The 18,590-nt window shown below is 38.2% G+C and carries 17 protein-coding genes and 3 pseudogenes; 14 read left to right on the top strand and 6 right to left on the bottom strand.

Annotated features, from left to right (window positions below):
- Positions 1 to 11 precede the first annotated feature (11 nt).
- From UKS_RS09000 to UKS_RS08980, 5 genes and pseudogenes are all read left to right on the top strand, one after another.
- Positions 12 to 2,030 carry an FtsX-like permease family protein gene (locus UKS_RS09000; protein WP_156012824.1) on the top strand — a complete coding sequence of 673 codons (2,019 nt, stop codon included), beginning with the start codon at positions 12 to 14 and terminating at the stop codon, positions 2,028 to 2,030.
- A gap of 89 nt (positions 2,031 to 2,119) precedes the next feature.
- On the top strand, positions 2,120 to 3,694 hold the full coding sequence (locus UKS_RS08995) for a sensor histidine kinase (protein ID WP_156012822.1): 1,575 nt from the start codon (positions 2,120 to 2,122) through the stop codon (positions 3,692 to 3,694).
- Entirely contained in the window at positions 3,675 to 4,271 is a 597-nt protein-coding gene (locus UKS_RS08990) for a response regulator transcription factor (protein WP_156012820.1), read from the top strand. Before UKS_RS08995 ends, UKS_RS08990 begins: the two co-directional genes overlap by 20 nt.
- 93 nt (positions 4,272 to 4,364) lie before the next feature.
- A pseudogene (locus UKS_RS08985) lies at positions 4,365 to 4,794 on the top strand (transposase family protein); the annotation flags it as partial.
- Positions 4,785 to 5,032 (top strand): annotated as a pseudogene (locus UKS_RS08980) (ABC transporter permease); the annotation flags it as partial. The pseudogenes UKS_RS08985 and UKS_RS08980, both read left to right, overlap by 10 nt.
- Positions 5,033 to 5,061: 29 nt before the next feature.
- Here the strand turns inward: UKS_RS08980 and UKS_RS08975 are convergent.
- The gene (locus UKS_RS08975) at positions 5,062 to 5,631 is read right to left on the bottom strand and encodes an MptD family putative ECF transporter S component (RefSeq protein WP_156012818.1); all 570 of its coding nucleotides are present in this window, start codon (positions 5,629 to 5,631) and stop codon (positions 5,062 to 5,064) included.
- Positions 5,632 to 5,765: 134 nt separating this feature from the next.
- Between UKS_RS08975 and UKS_RS08970 the strand changes: the two genes are divergently transcribed.
- The 5 genes from UKS_RS08970 (at position 5,766) to nrdI (ending at position 10,460) form a co-directional block, all read left to right on the top strand.
- Positions 5,766 to 6,380, top strand: coding sequence for a YesL family protein (locus tag UKS_RS08970; RefSeq protein ID WP_156012817.1), 615 nt, complete (start codon positions 5,766 to 5,768; stop codon positions 6,378 to 6,380).
- The gene (locus UKS_RS08965; RefSeq protein WP_332066848.1) at positions 6,358 to 8,028 is read left to right on the top strand and encodes a sensor histidine kinase; all 1,671 of its coding nucleotides are present in this window, start codon (positions 6,358 to 6,360) and stop codon (positions 8,026 to 8,028) included. The genes UKS_RS08970 and UKS_RS08965 overlap by 23 nt, the downstream gene beginning before the upstream one ends.
- Before the next feature lie 11 nt (positions 8,029 to 8,039).
- Entirely contained in the window at positions 8,040 to 9,326 is a 1,287-nt protein-coding gene (locus UKS_RS08960; protein ID WP_156012813.1) for a response regulator transcription factor, read from the top strand.
- 60 nt (positions 9,327 to 9,386) lie between these two features.
- Complete coding sequence (locus UKS_RS08955; protein ID WP_156012811.1) at positions 9,387 to 9,920, top strand: ABC transporter permease; 534 nt, start codon at positions 9,387 to 9,389, stop codon at positions 9,918 to 9,920.
- 75 nt (positions 9,921 to 9,995) lie between these two features.
- On the top strand, positions 9,996 to 10,460 hold the full coding sequence (gene nrdI / locus UKS_RS08950; protein WP_156012809.1) for a class Ib ribonucleoside-diphosphate reductase assembly flavoprotein NrdI: 465 nt from the start codon (positions 9,996 to 9,998) through the stop codon (positions 10,458 to 10,460).
- 44 nt (positions 10,461 to 10,504) lie between these two features.
- Here nrdI and UKS_RS08945 read toward each other — a convergent pair whose 3' ends face one another.
- Together UKS_RS08945 and UKS_RS08940 are read right to left on the bottom strand one after the other, a co-directional pair.
- Entirely contained in the window at positions 10,505 to 10,963 is a 459-nt protein-coding gene (locus UKS_RS08945; RefSeq protein WP_156012807.1) for a DUF3021 domain-containing protein, read from the bottom strand.
- Entirely contained in the window at positions 10,960 to 11,400 is a 441-nt protein-coding gene (locus UKS_RS08940; RefSeq protein WP_156012805.1) for a LytTR family DNA-binding domain-containing protein, read from the bottom strand. The genes UKS_RS08945 and UKS_RS08940 overlap by 4 nt, the downstream gene beginning before the upstream one ends.
- Positions 11,401 to 11,605: 205 nt before the next feature.
- Here UKS_RS08940 and mutL point away from each other — a divergent pair, with 205 nt between their 5' ends.
- The 3 genes from mutL to UKS_RS08920 are packed head-to-tail and all read left to right on the top strand — an operon-like array spanning position 11,606 to position 14,680.
- Entirely contained in the window at positions 11,606 to 13,555 is a 1,950-nt protein-coding gene (gene mutL, locus UKS_RS08930) for a DNA mismatch repair endonuclease MutL (protein ID WP_156012803.1), read from the top strand.
- Between the two features lie 15 nt (positions 13,556 to 13,570).
- Positions 13,571 to 14,164 (top strand): Holliday junction branch migration protein RuvA, encoded by a 594-nt coding sequence (gene ruvA, locus UKS_RS08925; RefSeq protein WP_156012801.1) that lies wholly within the window; start codon positions 13,571 to 13,573, stop codon positions 14,162 to 14,164.
- Between the two features lie 9 nt (positions 14,165 to 14,173).
- On the top strand, positions 14,174 to 14,680 hold the full coding sequence (locus UKS_RS08920; protein ID WP_156012799.1) for a DNA-3-methyladenine glycosylase I: 507 nt from the start codon (positions 14,174 to 14,176) through the stop codon (positions 14,678 to 14,680).
- 118 nt (positions 14,681 to 14,798) lie between these two features.
- Here UKS_RS08920 and UKS_RS08915 read toward each other — a convergent pair whose 3' ends face one another.
- Positions 14,799 to 15,830 (bottom strand): S66 family peptidase, encoded by a 1,032-nt coding sequence (locus UKS_RS08915; RefSeq protein ID WP_156012797.1) that lies wholly within the window; start codon positions 15,828 to 15,830, stop codon positions 14,799 to 14,801.
- Positions 15,831 to 16,000: 170 nt separating this feature from the next.
- On the opposite strand from UKS_RS08915, the pseudogene UKS_RS08910 reads away from it, so the two are divergent.
- Positions 16,001 to 17,348, top strand: a pseudogene (locus UKS_RS08910) (IS3 family transposase).
- Between the two features lie 68 nt (positions 17,349 to 17,416).
- Here the strand turns inward: UKS_RS08910 and UKS_RS08905 are convergent.
- The gene (locus UKS_RS08905; protein WP_000166114.1) at positions 17,417 to 17,680 is read right to left on the bottom strand and encodes a SemiSWEET family transporter; all 264 of its coding nucleotides are present in this window, start codon (positions 17,678 to 17,680) and stop codon (positions 17,417 to 17,419) included.
- A 224-nt stretch (positions 17,681 to 17,904) separates the two neighbouring features.
- On the bottom strand, positions 17,905 to 18,582 hold the full coding sequence (locus UKS_RS08900; RefSeq protein ID WP_049495494.1) for a DUF1129 domain-containing protein: 678 nt from the start codon (positions 18,580 to 18,582) through the stop codon (positions 17,905 to 17,907).
- Positions 18,583 to 18,590 lie beyond the last annotated feature (8 nt).

Raw genomic sequence — 18,590 nt, 5'->3', positions numbered from 1 at the left:
GGAGAAGTAGGATGTATCCAAAATTAATTCTCAGAAATGTTCAAAGAAATTTACAGACATACACAGTTTACTTTCTTAGTTTAACGTTAATTTATAGTCTACTCTATGCATTTAATGCTTTGCCAAGTCATCCTGTCATGCAAAGTCTATCAGGTGCTAAGGAGATGATGACAACCATTATGACACAATATATGGGACTATTATCTTATGTTGTATTGAGTACAATTGCTTTTTTAGTTGTTTACTCCACTGGTTTCGTATTAGGTCGAAGAAAACAAGAGCTAGGTCTATACGCAACATTGGGGATGAAAAAACGTCATATTGTAGGAACGCTTTTCTGTGAGACAATGGTTGTTAATCTGTTTGCTTTGCTTGCAGGATTTATCTTAGGGTTAGGAGTATTGATTGTCCTAGCACATATTGCATCTAATTTTTTTATGGGGAATTATTTTGGTAATATGTTTTTTCTAGACATGAAATCAGTTAATTTATTAGGAATATCATATTTAGCAACAAGTGTAATCATTGGTGTGATGGACATATTTACTTTTAGAAAGCAAGCTATTATTGCTCTTATTCAAGAAAATGGTGTTAAAAGTTCTATTTTTTCGAAAGGAGAAACAAAATGGCAAGTGGTACTATTTATCTTGTCGGCACTAGTTATTTGCTTTGGATGTGTCTATCTATCAGACTATACACATATTTCAATTCTTAGAAATTGGGGAATGTTACTTATAACACTGTTTGTACTAGTTATATTTATTTTTTACAGTACATTAAGCCATTCTTTGATCCGCTTAACTTATTCATTGCCAAATTGGTATTTCAAGAAATATAATTCATTTAAACTCAGACAACTATCTAAGCAAGCAGATCGTAATTCGGTGACCATATCGGTATTATCGCTTTCCTTGGCATTAGCAACTAGCTTATTGATTTTTAGTGGTAGTGCCTACAGTTCATTGAGTAATGATTTAAATAAATTTATTCCTTATGATATTGATGTGCAGATGTTTAAGGGAGAAAAATACCATCATAACAATATAGATGTAAAGAATAAGTTAAAAGAAGATGGTTTTGACTTTTCGATTATTGATAAAGAGTTTGAGTATCCAACTTATATAAGTGAATTGACTTATAAAGATATTATTGATACAAGCAATTTATGGGATTTAGATAAAGAATTAGGAGGTTCGTTCGTTAATATTGTTTCGCTTACTGATTATAATTTTTTATTAAGACTTCAAGGGAAAAAAGAAGTCAGTTTGTCAGACAATGAATTTTTAATAAATGCAAACTATAAAGGCACTAGGAAGCAGATTAGGGAATTTCTCTCTAAAACTAACGAATTGACTGTTTCCGATGTAAAGTTAAGGTCTAGTTCTAAAAGTCCTTTGGAAAATGTTTATTTTGTTACTACAGTAGAAAATAATGATCGAGGGACATTGATAGTTCCTGATAAAGTAGCGAAAAAATTGACTATTAACAGTTTACATTATGTAGCCTTATATAAAAAAGGGATTGATAAACGAAATGTTGAATCATTTTTAGAGAACTGGATTGAAAACTATTATTTTACGGATCAAGAAGGAAATCAAGCTGATTTTGTATATCAAACAAAAGTTCGATCAGCAGAACTATATCTAGGAGTTATGGGGGTCATTGTATTAGTTCTAATTTTTGTTGGAGTTATTTTTACAGTTATCACATTGAGTATTTTGTCGTTGCAGGCTTCCACAAATGCATTAGAAAGTGTTAATGATTACAATATACTTTATTTATTAGGAAATCAAAGAATGCAAAATAAAAAAATTATTTTTCAACAGATTCTCGCCTATTTTCTAATACCGTTGCTAATAGCTATTCCATTGAGTTGTTCACTTAGTAATAGCTTATTAGGCTACTTTGAAAATTTTGCAAATACAACAGTTGTAATTGATGTAAAATATTTATTGTTTATGATTGGTTTATTTACAATTTATATCTATTTTACCTATAAAATTTGTGTGAGGGCCAGTAATCAGATCTAATGAGTGAAAACCAGAATGGGATATTAACTATCCTTATTCTGGTTTTGTGATATAATGATAACAAAAAATCATAGTAGGAAATTTTAAATATGAAGACGTGGTTAAAGAATATTTCTGATAACTCATTATTGTTATGGTGGAGCACTTTAATAAATCATTTTATATTAATGGTTTATATATACCTTAAAATTCCATTTGACTTTTCATCAACTTTTACTCAAAAATTTGCAGTTGTTTTTATTATTTTGTTGATTATTTCTACTTATATTTGTAATTTCTTAAAGTTTAAATATAGTGAATTAAAGTTGTGGCTATTACTATCTCTATTTTTAATTAGTTGGCAATTGGCTCTGAGTTTGAATGTTGAACACACATTATTCCATTTTTTAGATCTACTTCATCCCATTAATTCTTTTCTATTAGTTTATAGTTCAGTATCTATTATTCTGTTAGGTAAAAAAATAGGTGAGGAACTATTTTTTGTAACTTTTATCGTTACGATTATTACAGAGATATCTTATTTTTTTAGTGAGCCTCTCTTTTTATTCTTATCTATATTTACATCATTTTTCATTTCTTGCTTACCTATTGTTCTGTTAATGATGTATAAAAAAGAGTTGAAATCTTTTTTAAATTACCAGAGGGAAAATTTAATCTTCCTTTCATTTTTTCTACCCGTTACTTATGTCATTTTATATATTAATACGGCTGATATTGGTATTTTAAATTTTTTATGGTATGTAGAAATTTTTTTGGTACTTGTTTCGTTCCACTTGAAAACAATTTATATGAGTTTTCAAAAAAAGATAGATGAGTTGAAACTATTATATATTGAGGCAAGTTTAAAAGTACTACTGGGGGTAAGTATCCTTTTAATTGCTACATTTATTATTGCAAGACTAGATTTAAAACAAAGTTTTATTTGTTTTAATTTACTTGTGCTGATCGTTGGATTTCTAACGGAAGAATTTATTAGATTATTTAGAGGTAAGCGGCTAACGGGTGCAAAAGATTATTTAGAAGTTTTATTTTTGAAAAGAAATAAGATGGTGAAGAATTTGTTAGCTAATGAAGATATGGAGCAACAATTCGCAGAATTTCTTCATAACGAAGTATTACAAAGTGTGATGGCTATTAAAAATTTTAATAAATATGGAGAAGATGAGAAGTTTAGAACTCAGATTGGATATGTCTCAGATGAACTAGTTCAACGTATCCGAGAGAGAATGGATTATTATCAACCAATGAGTAGTGGCAATGAGGAGTTAACTAAAAAATATACATCATTAATTGATAGAATATTGAGGAGATATGAGACCATGAAAGAAGTTAAAACAGATTTTCAGTCTGATTTTTTTCTAATGGAACCGTATGATAAGATTCTTTATCGCTTTATTGAAGAATTAGTGACTAATGCTGTTAAATATTCATCAGGACATACTATTTGGTTCTCTCTCTCTGTATCTGACGATATTATTTATTTATCTTGTAAAAATAATTATGATATTTCTAGTAACCATCTTGGTTATGGGTTAAAGAATTTAGAAAATCGGGTTAGTGTTTTAGGTGGAACAATAGAAATTCAGACAATGGATGCTATGTTTCAAGTAGAAATTCAATTACCAATAGATAAGGAGCTATGCTATGAAAATTTTATTAATTGATGATCACAAGTTGTTTAGTCAGAGCATAAAAATGATTTTAGAGTTATCAGAAACAATTGAATATGTTGATTTAGTTGAAAATTTTCAATCAGTAGATGATATTGATTATAGTCAATACGATATCATTTTGGTAGATATTAATTTGACTAGTATTTATGAAACAGATGGATTAGCCTTGGCAGAAGAAATGATAAAAAAAGAACGAGGTATTAAAATCGTTATTTTAACAGGGTATAGCAAAAAAATTTATGAGTATCGAGCTCAGAAGATGGGAGTTTATGCTTTTATTGATAAAAGTATCGATCCAGATAAGCTTCTTACTCAATTAAAAGGTATATATAGTGGAAAAAAGTATTTTTCGGTAGAAGAAATCGTGGATATCTTGTCTGAACGAGAGATAGAAGTGTTAGAATCAATCAGAAATGGTTTAACAATTGATGAGGTTTGTGAAACCTTATTTTTAAGTAAGCGGACTGTTTCGAATCATTTGGCAAATGTATTTTCAGAGCTAGGTGTTAATAATAGGCAGGAGGCAATCCATAAAGCAGAACTTTTAGGATATTTCTCTCCAGAGTAAGATTATCTGTTATGCCAAATTGGCATAAAATTTAAGATTCGTTCAATCTTTAATTAGACTTCCTGCGAAATAAAAATATGATACAATAGAACTATGAATTATGAAGCAAGTAAACAATTAACTGATGCACGCTTTAAGCGCCTTGTTGGTGTTCAGCGCACTACTTTTGAAGAGGTGTTAGCTGTGTTAGAAACAGCTTATCAACGTAAACACGCAAAAGGTGGACGAAAACCCAAATTAAGCCTAGAAGACCTCCTCATGGCCACTCTTCAATACATGCGAGAATACCGCACTTATGAACAAATTGCGGCTGATTTTGGCATTCACGAAAGCAACTTAATCCGTCGGAGTCAATGGGTTGAAGCAACTCTTATTCAAAATGCTTTTACGATTTCAAAAACTCATCTTAGTGCTGAGGATACGGTGATTGTGGATGCAACAGAGGTCAAAATCAATCGTCCTAAAAAAACAATTAGAGACTTATTCTGGTAAAAAGAAATATCATGCCATGAAGGCTCAGGCTTACTAGAAGGTCTTCCAGATTTAATCCGTGTGACGACTGTAACCTTGATTTCACTAGTCGGGGAAACAGCTATGGCGGGAGCGGTTGGGGCAGGTGGTATCGGTAACGTAGCCATCGCTTATGGATTTAACCGCTATAATCACGATGTGACCATCTTGGCAACCATCATTATCATTTTGATTATCTTTACAATCCAATTCTTGGGAGACTTCTTGACCAAGTCTTGAGCCATAAATAAAAAAGAGCCGTCTGGCTCTTTTTTAGTAATCAGATTTTTTGCGCCAATTTTTTACTCAAGGCTTGTCCAATCAAGGCACCAACTAGGGCTCCGATGACAATACTTGCGATAAATAGAAGGACGGTTCCAGGGTTTGGTGCGACCATGATACGGTCGATATATTCTTGCGATTTTCCTCTTGCTAGAAGGGCTGCCATATAGGCTTTGGGAGTAATCCACATAAGCAAGATTGGTCCTGATGTGCTAAAGGCAAAAATAAGGAAAGAAAGGAGGTTCTTTGTTTGGTCCTTGTATTTTCCGAGATTAGCTACTGCATCTGCTAGGAGGCCACAGATGATTCCAGGAAGGAAGGCACCAGCACCGTGTTTAGTTCCCAAGAAAAAGAGGGCCATGACAAGGCCGATAGTGGTAATGGCTCCAAATCGCGGAACTTTTGCGATCAGAATCATATAGACGCTACCGCCGACAAGGGCAGTAAAGGCAGGCGCATAAAACATGTTTCCAGCTTGGTCAAAGAGATTGCCCAAAAGGACACCAATCCCCATGCAGAAGAAGTAAAGAACTGCAAAAAGCAGTGTCGTTAAGATAGATTTTTTCATGAATTGTCTCCTGATAATTTTTTCACAATTCTCATTGTACCACGGTTTGGTGGGATTGTAAATGAATAGTCTATGTTTTTGAAAACGCTTGAAATATGATATAATAGTTTCATAGTTATTTTTAGGGGGATATCATGGGGAGATTTTTAGACTTTGTCTTTAATCGTTTCTTTTTAGGAATGATTGCGACAGCCTTCTTTTGGCTATTAACATTAGCAGGAGGGATTATCCTTGGTCTAGCGCCGGCTAGTGCCACCTTGATGAGCTTATATGCAGAACATGGTTATAGCTTTCGGGAATACAGCTTGAAGGAGGCCTGGTCTCTTTATAAGCAAAATTTTGTCTCAAGCAACCTGATTTTCTATAGCTTTTTAGGGGTGGATCTAGTTTTGATCTATGGCCTATATCTCTTGGTGCAGTTGCCTCATCAGACCATTATTCATTTGATTGCGACCTTTTTGAATGTTCTAGTAGTTGCCCTGCTGTTTTTGGCTTATACAGTATCTTTGAAATTACAAGTTTATTTTGATTTGTCCTATCGAAATAGTCTCAAACTATCCTTGATTGGCATCTTTATGAACTTATCGGCTGTGGCTAAGGTTCTTCTTGGGACAGTGCTACTTGTAGCAATTGGTTATTATATGCCTGCTCTTCTCTTCTTTGTAGGAATTGGGATGTGGCATTTCTTTATCAGTGATATGTTGGAACCGGTCTATGAAAGCATCCATGAAAAATTGGCGAAAAAATAGAATGAAGCAGTTTTGGCTACATACGCTTCTAAGAACCTACAGTTCAGTTATGATGATTATTATTGCGAGTTTTGCAATCTTACTCTCTTACGCTGACTGGAATTTACGGGAAAAGGAAGCTCAAAGAGTAGCCCAGCGTGTAACCACTCGAACAGTCGAAGAGGTGGAATATTATTATCGCGAGTCAGCCCAGCTAGCGCAAGATTTAGTAGCCAATCAAGACCGGATACAAGGGGTTTATAAGTACTTTAGCTTGTCAACTTCTGAGTATTTTTATTGGCTGTTGGAACATCAAGCAGCTTCGTCAACTGCTATTTCTTTGTATGAAAATATTGATGATCTTTATGTCCAAAATGACTCTATAACGGGTGTTGCAATCGTCTTGCAGGATTTTAAAGAAGTTTATGTATCAACAAGGGATAAAAGAAGTGGTTATATCTTGCCTGCTGAGGCCTTTAAACCGGAGGCCAATAGTTTTGCCATTCCAGTTCTGGACCCAGCAACGGATCAATCTATAGGGGTGATTTACATCTCCTTGAATCCAGAAGTTTTATACCATGCCATTGACAATACCCGAGGTCATATTCCGATGGCTGTATTTGTAACCTCTCCTTTTGATACAGAGATGTTTCATATTGGTGAGAGGGTCGATAGGGAGCATGAGAACTGGTTTGTTGGTATGACCTCTCATGGCTATCAGGTTCAGGTGGCAGTTCCTAAAAACTTTGTTTTACAAGGAACAGTGGCTAGCTCTGCTTTGATTGTGGGCTTGAGCCTTCTCTTTATTGTTATTCTCTATCTGACTTTGAGACAGACATTTGCGAATTATCAAAAGCAGGTAGTAGATTTGGTGGATTCTATTCAAGCTATTGCTCAAGGAGAGGAAGGTCTTCGCATTGATACGCTTGAAAAGGATCAGGAATTGCTCCTAATCGCAGAGACGACCAATGATATGCTGGATCGTTTGGAAAAGAATATCCATGATATTTATCAGCTAGAGCTTAGTCAAAAAGATGCCAATATGCGAGCCTTGCAGGCGCAAATCAACCCTCACTTCATGTACAATACGCTGGAGTTCTTGCGCATGTATGCAGTTATGCAGAGTCAAGATGAGTTAGCAGATATCATTTATGAGTTCAGTAGTCTCTTGCGTAACAATATTTCCGACGAAAGAGAGACCCTTCTCAAACAGGAATTAGAATTTTGCCGTAAATACAGCTATCTCTGCATGGTTCGCTATCCCAAGTCCATTGCCTATGGTTTCAAGATAGATCCAGAGTTAGAGAATATGAAGATTCCCAAGTTTACCTTGCAACCGCTGGTAGAAAATTATTTCGCGCATGGTGTTGACCACAGACGGACAGATAATGTGATTAGCATCAAGGCGCTTAAACAGGATGGGTTTGTGGAAATTTTAGTGGTCGATAATGGCCGTGGAATGTCGGTTGAAAAACTGGCAAGTATTCGAGAAAAATTAAGTCAGAGACAGTTTGAACACCAAGCAAGCTATAGTGCAAAAAGGCAGTCTATCGGGATTATCAATGTACACGAGCGTTTTGTGCTCTATTTTGGGGACCGCTATGCCATTACGATAGAGTCTGCGGAGCAAGCAGGTGTTCAGTATCGTATTACAATTCAAGATGAGTAGAAAGGGAGAAAATGTATAAAGTATTATTAGTAGATGATGAGTACATGGTGACAGAAGGTCTGAAACGTTTGATCCCCTTTGATAAGTGGGATATGGAGGTCGTTGCAACAGCCAGTCATGCCGATGAAGCCCTAGAATATGTTCAGGAAAATCCTGTCGATGTGGTCATTTCCGATGTCAATATGCCCGACAAAACAGGGCTTGATATGATTCGGGAGATGAAAGAAATCTTACCAGATGCTGCCTATATCTTGCTCTCAGGTTATCAGGAGTTTGATTATGTCAAAAAGGCCATGAATCTCAAGGTTGTAGATTATTTGGTCAAGCCTGTTGATAAGGTAGAGTTGGGAAATCTGCTGGAGAAGATTGCAGGTCAGCTCGGCGAGAGAGGAAGGAAAAGTCAGACCCTCAGTCAAGATTTAGACGAGGCTGGATTTGTGAGTTATTTAAGGGATAAGGAGAATTGGTGGATAGGCCTATCCAAGGAAAAACAAGGCTCCTTCACCATTCCCTACTATGTCTTGGGGCAAGACTGGCAGATTTTTATTTCTGATCAACCCCTAGATGGGCTAGTCGTTACTCCCTTTGAAGCTCCTTATCAAGAATGCTTCGAACGCTGGAAGCTGAATGCTGAGAAAGCCCTCTTTTACGGTTCTGTAAATCTAAAACAGTCTGAGAGTCTCTTTGCCTATTATGAACCGATTTATAGGGTTATCATTCAGGGAAATCTCAATCAAATCGTAGAAGAGTTAAATCTCTTGGAGAAGGTGGTTCTTGAAAATACGCCGCGTGTGCCGATTACCAAACAGCTTTTTATCCAGTTTGTCATGGATGTCTTCCACTTGTTTGAACACCTCAAAGCTGATGATATGACGGACATTGTCAAAACGATTCATGCTATTCAATCCTTCGATGAATTGGTTTCTTATATCAAGGAAACTCTGACTCGATTCTTTGGGCAATATCGTATGAATGAAAATGTGGTTAGTGTGCTAGAAGTCATTGGGCGTGATTATCAGAAAGAACTTTCCCTTAAGGATATCAGTAAGGATCTTTTTATCAATCCTGTCTATCTGGGACAGTTGATTAAGCGAGAAACCAATTCGACCTTCGCAGAGCTTTTAAACAAACAACGCATTAAGGCTGCCCAACAACTTTTGCTTTCAACTAGTGACAGTATCGAAGATATTTGTTATGCTGTTGGTTACAGTAATGTTGGATATTTCTATAAAGTGTTCCGGAAATTGTGCGGAAAATCGCCAAAAGCCTACCGAAAACAGGTAGAAACCACACTATAATATTTGTATTCCTTTACAAAAAGTGCTATAATATCAATAATAATATCAGGAGGTTCTATTATGAAAAAGAAACCGATTTATCTATGGGTCTTGCTAATCTTGTCTGCCCTTATTTCAGCTACGTCTCTGTTTGGAATATTGAGTCCCTTGCCTAGCAAAGAAGCCCTTCGTGCTGCTCAAAAACAAGTTGAAGGGGTCAGTGCTCAGCAGGTAGAAGATAGCATTAATTATAGCTATAGAGTAGCAGAAGCATCTCATTCTATTTTTAATGTTGCCTTGATTGTGCTATCTGCTATTTTAGTTGTAGTAGCGATTGTCTTCCTTATTCGTAAAAATTTGCAATATGCAAATTATACTTATGTTGGCTATGTTTTGCTAGCGATTATTGGTTCGATTTATAGCTATGTGACTTTACAAGACGCTGTGCAGTTGGTTCAAGATGAGACTATGCGTTTGGGAATAAGTATTGGTTCAAAAGCTGTTAGCATTTTCTATATCGTCATCAATGTTATTTTCCTAGCAATCGTCTTCTATAAGATGTGGCGTCAGCAAAAAGCCTTGGCTGAAGAAGAGGAAACAGGAGAGTTTGCCTAAGTATTGACAAAAAAGAACTATCAAGTTACAATCTTGGTAGTTCTTTTTCGATTCTATAAAATGATGGAGGTACATATGAAGACAATTGCTTTAGTTTATATTAGTCTGAGCGGCAACACTGAGAGTTTTGTAACACGCTTGAAAGACTATCTCTTGTCCCAGTACGAGGGAATTGAGGTTCAAAAGATTCATATCAAGGATTTGGTTAAGGACGGTCACGATTTCTATGAAATGGACCATCCTTATGTTGCTTTTTTGCCGACCTACCTAGAAGGTGGGAATGGTGTGGATAACGGCGATGTCGAGATTTTGACGACACCAGTGGGAGATTTTATCGCCTATGGTGACAATGCTAGTAAGTGTTTTGGTGTGGTTGGTTCAGGAAATCGTAACTTTAATAACCAATACTGCCTGACAGCCAAGCAATACAGTCAACGTTTTGGTTTCCCTGTCTTGGCTGACTTTGAAATGCGAGGTATGCTGGGAGATATCAAACGTGTCGCAGCTATTATCGCAGATTTGTATGAGTTGGAAAGTTGAGCTTAGGCTTGACTTTTTTATCCTAGGCAGTTTTATCAGAACTCTTACTTTCTATGCTCCAAGAGTTGATTGATATGGTCCACTTTTTTTGATGCTCTTTTATAGGAAATAGTCCAAATGATGAGGTAGACAATCGCAAATTCGATAATGAGCTGGAGGTAGAAATTCCAGTGGAAGGGGAACCAACCTGCTAGGGTTGCTAGTGGGACAAAGCCAGTCAGCATGAGGAAGAAATGGGTCAGAGTTGCACGGAGCAAGCTCCAGTCACGGCTGAATAATCGCTTTCCAAAGTTGAAGAGCATACCGATGGCTGCCCAGATAAGTGTGCAGTAGAGCAAGACTAGAGCACCGTGAACCTGATGTTGAGCCATCACTTGGCCGATGAAAGAGTAGGGATTTAGTGGTGCATAGGTATTTGGTGCATACATGAGTGAAAAGATGATAGAGAGGATGAGGCCGATAAGAACGCCAGCGGCTGCATCGTGAAAGATTTGTTTTTTCATAGTTCTAATTTCTCCTTGATGGTTTTTAGATAACGGCGTGAAGAGTAGGTGAAGCTTTCGTTTTTCAAGAAAATTTTAACCAGACCGTTGGGCGTAAGCTTGAGATGGGAGATGGAGTTGATATTGATGATTTCTGATTGGGAGATTTGGATAAAATTGCTTGGCAGGAGTTCAAGGACTTGATAGAGTCGCAAATCAATGGTGTAGGTCTGACTGGCCGTTTCTGCTAGAACCTTCCGATTCTCGATATAGAAGCGTTGTATCGTACCAATCTTAACTAGATAGACCTGATCTTTAATCTTTCCTTTGATCGTTTCTTTTTGGTCTAGGTTTTCTGCGAACTCGATGACTTTCTGGATTTTATCGGTCGGCTGAGGTGCTTGGACAATCAGTTTTTCCTCCTCGTAAATTTCGCTAATCTGTAGTTCTACTTTCATAAATTTCTCTCCTTGTTTTTCATACAAAATTGTGATCACTTCTTGTACACCTTTATTAAACACTATTTTATGCCCTCTTGCAAGGGACTTTGTCTATGTGGAGGGATTTGTATCCTATGTGGTGGAGCTTTTCTGTCCTATCTGAAATATGGTATAATAGCACTAATCAATTTCTAGGAAAATAGATACAGAAAGGGGCTGGAAGATGTCTCATATTATTGAATTGCCAGAGGTGCTGGCAAACCAGATCGCGGCAGGAGAGGTTATCGAACGTCCTGCAAGTGTGGTCAAAGAGTTGGTTGAAAATGCCATTGACGCGGGTTCTAGCCAGATTATCATTGAGATTGAGGAAGCTGGTCTCAAGAAGATTCAAATCACAGATAATGGTCATGGAATTGCCCACGATGAGGTGGAATTGGCCCTGCGCCGCCATGCGACCAGTAAGATAAAAAATCAGGCAGACCTCTTTCGGATTCGGACGCTTGGTTTTCGTGGTGAAGCCCTTCCTTCTATCGCTTCTGTCAGTGTTTTGACCCTGTTAACGGCGATGGATGGTGCGAGTCACGGAACCAAGCTAGTTGCGCGTGGGGGAGAAGTCGAAGAAGTCGTCCCAGCGACTAGTCCTGTGGGAACCAAGGTTTGTGTGGAGGACCTCTTTTTCAACACGCCTGCCCGCCTCAAGTATATGAAGAGTCAGCAAGCTGAGTTGTCTCATATCATTGATATTGTCAATCGTCTGGGCTTGGCCCATCCTGAGATTTCTTTCAGCTTGATTAGTGATGGCAAGGAAATGACACGAACAGCTGGTACGGGTCAACTGCGTCAAGCCATTGCAGGGATTTACGGTTTGGTCAGTGCCAAGAAGATGATTGAAATTGAGAATTCGGATCTTGATTTCGAAATTTCTGGCTTTGTGTCCTTGCCTGAGTTAACTAGAGCCAACCGCAACTATATCAGCCTCTTCATCAATGGTCGTTATATAAAGAACTTCCTGCTCAATCGTGCTATTTTGGATGGTTATGGTAGTAAGCTTATGGTGGGCCGTTTTCCACTGGCTGTCATTCATATCCATATTGATCCTTATCTAGCGGATGTCAATGTGCATCCAACCAAGCAAGAGGTGCGAATTTCCAAGGAAAAAGAACTGATGACCCTGGTTTCAGAAGCTATTTCTAATAGTCTTAAGGAGCAAACCTTGATTCCAGATGCCTTGGAAAATCTAGCCAAATCTGCGGTTCGCAATCGTGAAAAGGTGGAACAAACGACTTTGCCACTGAGAGAAAATACGCTCTATTATGAAAAAAATGAACCGACCAGACCAACACAAGCTGAGGTGGCAGATCATCAGGTAGAATTAACTGATGAAGGACAGAATTTGACCCTATTTGCCAAGGAAACCCTAGAGCAGATAACCAAACCAGCTAAACTCCATTTTGCAGAGAGAAAGCTAGCTAGCTATGACCAACTAGACCATCCAGAGTTAGATTTAGCCAGTCTTGATAAGGCTTATGATAAGCTGGAGCACGAAGAATCATCAAGCTTCCCAGAGTTGGAATTTTTCGGGCAAATGCACGGGACTTATCTCTTTGCCCAAGGGAGAGATGGGCTCTACATCATAGATCAACATGCAGCTCAGGAACGGGTCAAGTATGAGGAGTACCGTGAAAGTATTGGCAATGTTGACCAGAGCCAGCAGCAACTCCTAGTGCCCTACATCTTTGAATTTCCAGCGGATGATGCTCTTCGTCTCAAGGAAAGAATGGCACTTTTGGAGGAAGTGGGTGTCTTTCTAGCAGAGTACGGAGAAAATCAATTTATCCTGCGTGAACATCCTATTTGGATGGCAGAGGAGGAAATCGAGTCAGGTATCTATGAAATGTGCGACATGCTGCTCTTGACCAAGGAAGTTTCGATCAAGAAATACCGAGCAGAGCTGGCTATTATGATGTCCTGCAAGCGGTCTATCAAGGCCAACCATCGTATCGATGACAACTCAGCCAGACAGCTCCTTTATCAACTTTCTCAATGTGACAATCCCTACAACTGTCCCCACGGACGTCCGGTTTTGGTGCATTTTACCAAGTCAGATATGGAAAAGATGTTCCGACGCATTCAGGAAAATCACACCAGTCTTCGTGAATTGGGGAAATATTAAACTAAAAGGAAAACTATGTACGAATATTTAAAAGGAATCATTACCAAAATCACTGCCAAATATATTGTTCTTGAAATCAACGGTATCGGTTATATTTTGCATGTGGCCAATCCCTATGCCTACTCAGGACAGGTTAACCAAGAAGCGCAAGTCTATGTGCATCAGGTTGTGCGTGAGGATGCCCATCTGCTTTATGGATTTCGCTCAGAAGATGAGAAAAAGCTCTTTCTCAGTCTGATTTCGGTCTCTGGGATTGGGCCTGTATCAGCTCTTGCTATTATCGCTGCTGATGACAATGCTGGCTTGGTTCAAGCCATTGAAACCAAGAACATCACCTACTTGACCAAATTCCCTAAAATTGGCAAGAAAACAGCCCAGCAGATGGTGCTGGACTTGGAAGGCAAGGTAGTAGTTGCAGGAGATGACCTTCCTGCCAAGGTGGCAGTGCAAGCAAGCGCTGAAAACCAAGAATTGGAAGCAGCTATGGAAGCCATGCTAGCTCTGGGTTACAAGGCAACTGAGCTCAAGAAAATCAAGAAATTCTTTGAAGGAACGACAGATACAGCTGAGAACTATATCAAGTCGGCCCTTAAAATGTTGGTCAAATAGGAGCAGAGCATGACAAAACGTTGTTCGTGGGTCAAGATGACCAATCCGCTCTACATCGCCTATCATGATGAGGAGTGGGGGCAGCCCCTACATGACGACCGAGCATTGTTTGAGTTGTTGTGTATGGAAACCTATCAGGCAGGCCTGTCTTGGGAAACGGTACTAAACAAACGACAAGCTTTCCGAGAAGCCTTTCATGGCTATCACATTCAAGCAGTCGCAGAGATGATCGACGCCGAACTGGAAGCCTTGCTGGAGAATCCAGCTATCATCCGAAATAAAGCCAAGATTTTTGCTACACGCGCTAACGCCCAAGCATTTTTACGACTACAGGAAGAATATGGCTCTTTTGATGCCTATCTTTGGTCTTTTGTTGAGGGGAAAACGATCGTTAACGATGTTCCCGATTACCGCCAAGCGCCTGCTAAAACACCTCTGTCTGAGAAATTAGCAAAAGATCTCAAAAAACGAGGCTTCAAGTTCACAGGCCCAGTTGCCGTCTTGTCTTTTCTATAGGCTGCAGGGTTAGTCGATGACCACGAGAACGATTGTGCGTGGAAAAGCGGCAATTAGTAAGTATAGGTAACTAGAATATCTGAGAATATAGAAAAAAGCTGAGAGATTCTTCCCAGCTTTATTTGTTATAGTCAAAACGAATGATTTGCTCCTGTGCATCTACATGAGCATGGACTCCAAAGGGAACAATGGCTCTTGGAGTTGCGTGGCCGACATTCAGATTATAAACAATCGGGATGTTGCTGTCAATAATATCCAATAGTGCCTCTTTATAGTCGTCATAAAAAGTTTCATCCATAGGTTTTCCGACCAGGACTCCACTGATGGCCTCGAATATACCAGTGTCCTTTAAAGTCCGCAACATCTTTTTGAAGTATTCCGGCTCAGGCTTTTCTTCGCTTGTTTCTAGCAAGAGGATTTTTCCTTCCCAGTCTGACAAGTCAGGGAAAAGTTTGTATTTTTGGCAGAGCTCAGTGCTATCTGCGTATCGAGAGTTGTCAAAGATATCATAGAGGGATTCGAGGCAACCGCCGAGGACTTTTCCCTCAAACTGGGTATTTCCTTGCAATAATTCAAAGCCGATATTTGCATGACTGATACGAGGTGTCCCCAGAGCCTTGGGAGTAAAATCAGTTCGTTCCTCATACCAAACATTGCTAGGGCGGATTTCTGAGATTCTTTCCGTCTCAATCAATTCTTTGAAGTAGTGAAGGCTATAGGCTAGCATTTCTTTGTCTAATTCACAAATGTCTGCTAAGAAGGATTGACCATAAAAAGTCTTGATTCCTAGTTTATGCAACATGAGATGGTTCATGGTTGTATCCGAAAAGCCAAGAAAAATTTTTTGTTTGATAACCTTTTGGAGTTGGTCATTTTCAAAAAGATAAGGTAGTAAGCGATAGGTGTCGTCTCCACCGATGGCACATAGGATCATGTCGATGCTATCATCAGAAAAGGCCTGCATCAAATCCTCTGCACGAGCTTCAGGATGGTTCTTGATAAAGTCTAATCCTTTTAACGAATGGGGCAAAAAGATAGGATTGAGTCCCAAGTTCTTGAGACGTTGGACACCCAAGTCCACTTCGTGTTTGACAAAATCCTCTCCGATAATGCCACTAGACAAACTAACAATACCAATAGTAGAAACCATATCTCATCCTCCTAGAAATAGATTGAGCCTATTTTATCACAAAAGATAAGAGAAAACTATGTGGGATTTCAGAAGAATGCTTTTAAATTAAGAAAGTAGTAAAAAGCAACCGCACTGAACCGCACCCCAAAAGTTAGACAGAAAAATCTAACTTTTGGGGTGTTTTTATTATGAAATTAACTTATGATGATAAAGTTCAGATCTATGAACTTAGAAAACAAGGATATAGCTTGGAGAAGCTTTCAAATCAATTTGGGATAAACAATTCTAATCTTAGGTACATGATTAAATTGATTGATCGTTACGGAATGGAGTTCGTCAAAAAAGGAAAAATCGTTACTATTCTCCTGAATTAAAACAAGAAATGATTCATAAAGTCCTACATGAAAACTGGCCTCAAGATAGAGTTTCTCTCGAATATGCTCTCCCAAATCGTGGTATGCTTCCAAATTGGGTGGCACAATACAAGAAAAACGGGTATACTATTGTTGAGAAAACAAAAGGGAGACCATCTAAAATGGGACGTAAGCCAAAGAAGAGATTTGAAGATATGACAGAATTAGAACGTCTTCAAGCAGAAAACGAGTATCTGAGAGCGGAGAATGCTATCCTAAAAAAGTTGAGAGAACTCCGCTTGAAGGAGGAAAAAGAGAAAGAAGAAAGACAGAAATTATTCAAGAATTAATGACTGAGTTTTCGTTAAATATTCTTCTAAAAGCCATTAAACTAGCACGTTCGACCTACTATTATCACTTGAAACAGCTAGATAAATCAGATAAGGACCAAGAGCTTAAAGCTGAAATTCAATCCATCTTTATCGAACACAAGGGAAATTATGGTTATCGTCGGATTCATTTAGAACTAAGAAATCGTGGTTATCTGGTAAATCATAAAAGAGTTCAGCGCTTGATGAAAGTGCTCAATTTACAAGCCAGAATTCGCAAGAAACGCAAGTATTCTTCTCATAAAGGAGATGTTGGCAAGAAGGCAGAGAATCTCATTCAACGCCAGTTTGAAGCATCGAGACCAATGGAAAAGTGTTATACGGATGTGACAGAATTTGCCATTCCAGCAAGCGCTCAAAAGCTTTACTTATCTCCAGTTTTAGATGGTTTTAACAGCGAAATCATCGCTTATAATCTTTCTTGTTCGCCTAATTTAGAACAAGTAAAAACGATGTTGGAGCAGGCATTCACAGAGAAAAACTACGAAAATACAATTCTCCATAGTGACCAAGGATGGCAATACCAACACGATTCTTATCATCGGTTCCTAGAGAGCAAGGGAATTCAGCCATCTATGTCACGCAAGGGCAACAGCCCAGACAACGGTATGATGGAATCTTTCTTTGGCATTCTGAAATCGGAGATGTTTTATGGTTATGAGAAGTCATTTAAGTCGCTTAACCAATTGGAACAAGCCATTGTAGACTATATTGATTACTACAACAATAAGCGAATTAAGGTAAAACTAAAAGGACTCAGTCCTGTGCAATACAGAACTAAATCCTTTGAATAAATTAATTGTCTAACTTTTGGGGGTCAGTACACACCTGCAGTTGCTTTTTATACATACTATTAGATTTGTTAGAGTGAAGTCAAAAAAGTGATTCCACCTAAAATAACACCGGCTGAATTTGGAATGATTAGTATCCAATCCTTCTTAGGTTCCTTTGTCCATCCATAAATAACCCAGATTAAGCAAGATATAGCAGCTGATAAAGGTTGAAATGGTTGAGCTTTATTTCCCTGTAAATTAGCGATAATTTGAGGTATGTAGGCAATAAATACTATAATTCCAATAAAGGCACCAATGGAGCCTACGATTCGATTAATTTTTTGTTTTGTCATATTTCCCTCCAATTATAGAGTATCAAAATGATTGTATATAGGCAAGGAATATGCTCATTTGTTGTTATTCTCTGTAAAAAATAGAATAAAATGTTTACATTTATGTTTTATAAAGTATAAATGTACTGAATTTTAGATAGAGTTAAATATTTTTTACATGATTGTTTAAAGATTAAAAAATCATGGTTCTTATGATGTTGAACCATGATATGTTTCCGTTCTTCTTAATAGCGTGTTGGTCCTGCACTTGCGCTGCGAATATTCAAGCGTTTCTTGAGATAGAAGCGAAGGGCTAAGAGGGCTGCTCCAATAATAGCCAGTGGCAATGGAGCAAGTACTGGGTTAAGGCTAGCTGGTAGGAAGCTTGTCGCAAAGAAGACAAGCAACCAAAGGAACATAGAAGCTAGGATAACTAGTACAGATTTCCAGAAAGGTGGGCGTTGACTGCGGTCCATATCTGGTCCATAGTATTGGTAAACAAAGTAGTACATCAAGTAGAAGGCAAATCCACCAACCAGTCCAACTAATAGGAGAGTAATCAAACCATAGCCGAAAGCTTGATCTGCCGCAAAGAAAGTTGTGAGGGCGCTGATGAGGGCAAAGAGGCTAGTGATGAAAAGAGCTGAGTCCATAATCATGAGTTTTGGATCATCATTTTCTTTCGGATGCTCTTTTTCATATTGCTCCTTGACAGTGAAGCTATGAGCCCAATGAGTGGGTGCCCCATAGAGGGAACGAGCAGTCGTACCCTTGGCTTGCTCTTCAAGGATTTGAGGAATAACTTCCTCAAAAATAGTTTTGATTTCAGCGTCTGTTTTTCCATCTTTGATGAATTGTTGGGTAGCGATGTGGACAAACTCTTGGTTTTTCTTTGTTAATTTTTGTAGATCAATCTGAGACATAGGAACTC

The organism is Streptococcus sp. 116-D4, from assembly GCF_009731465.1.
GTDB lineage: Bacteria > Bacillota > Bacilli > Lactobacillales > Streptococcaceae > Streptococcus > Streptococcus pseudopneumoniae_E.
This window is presented reverse-complemented; position numbering and strand designations above follow the sequence as displayed.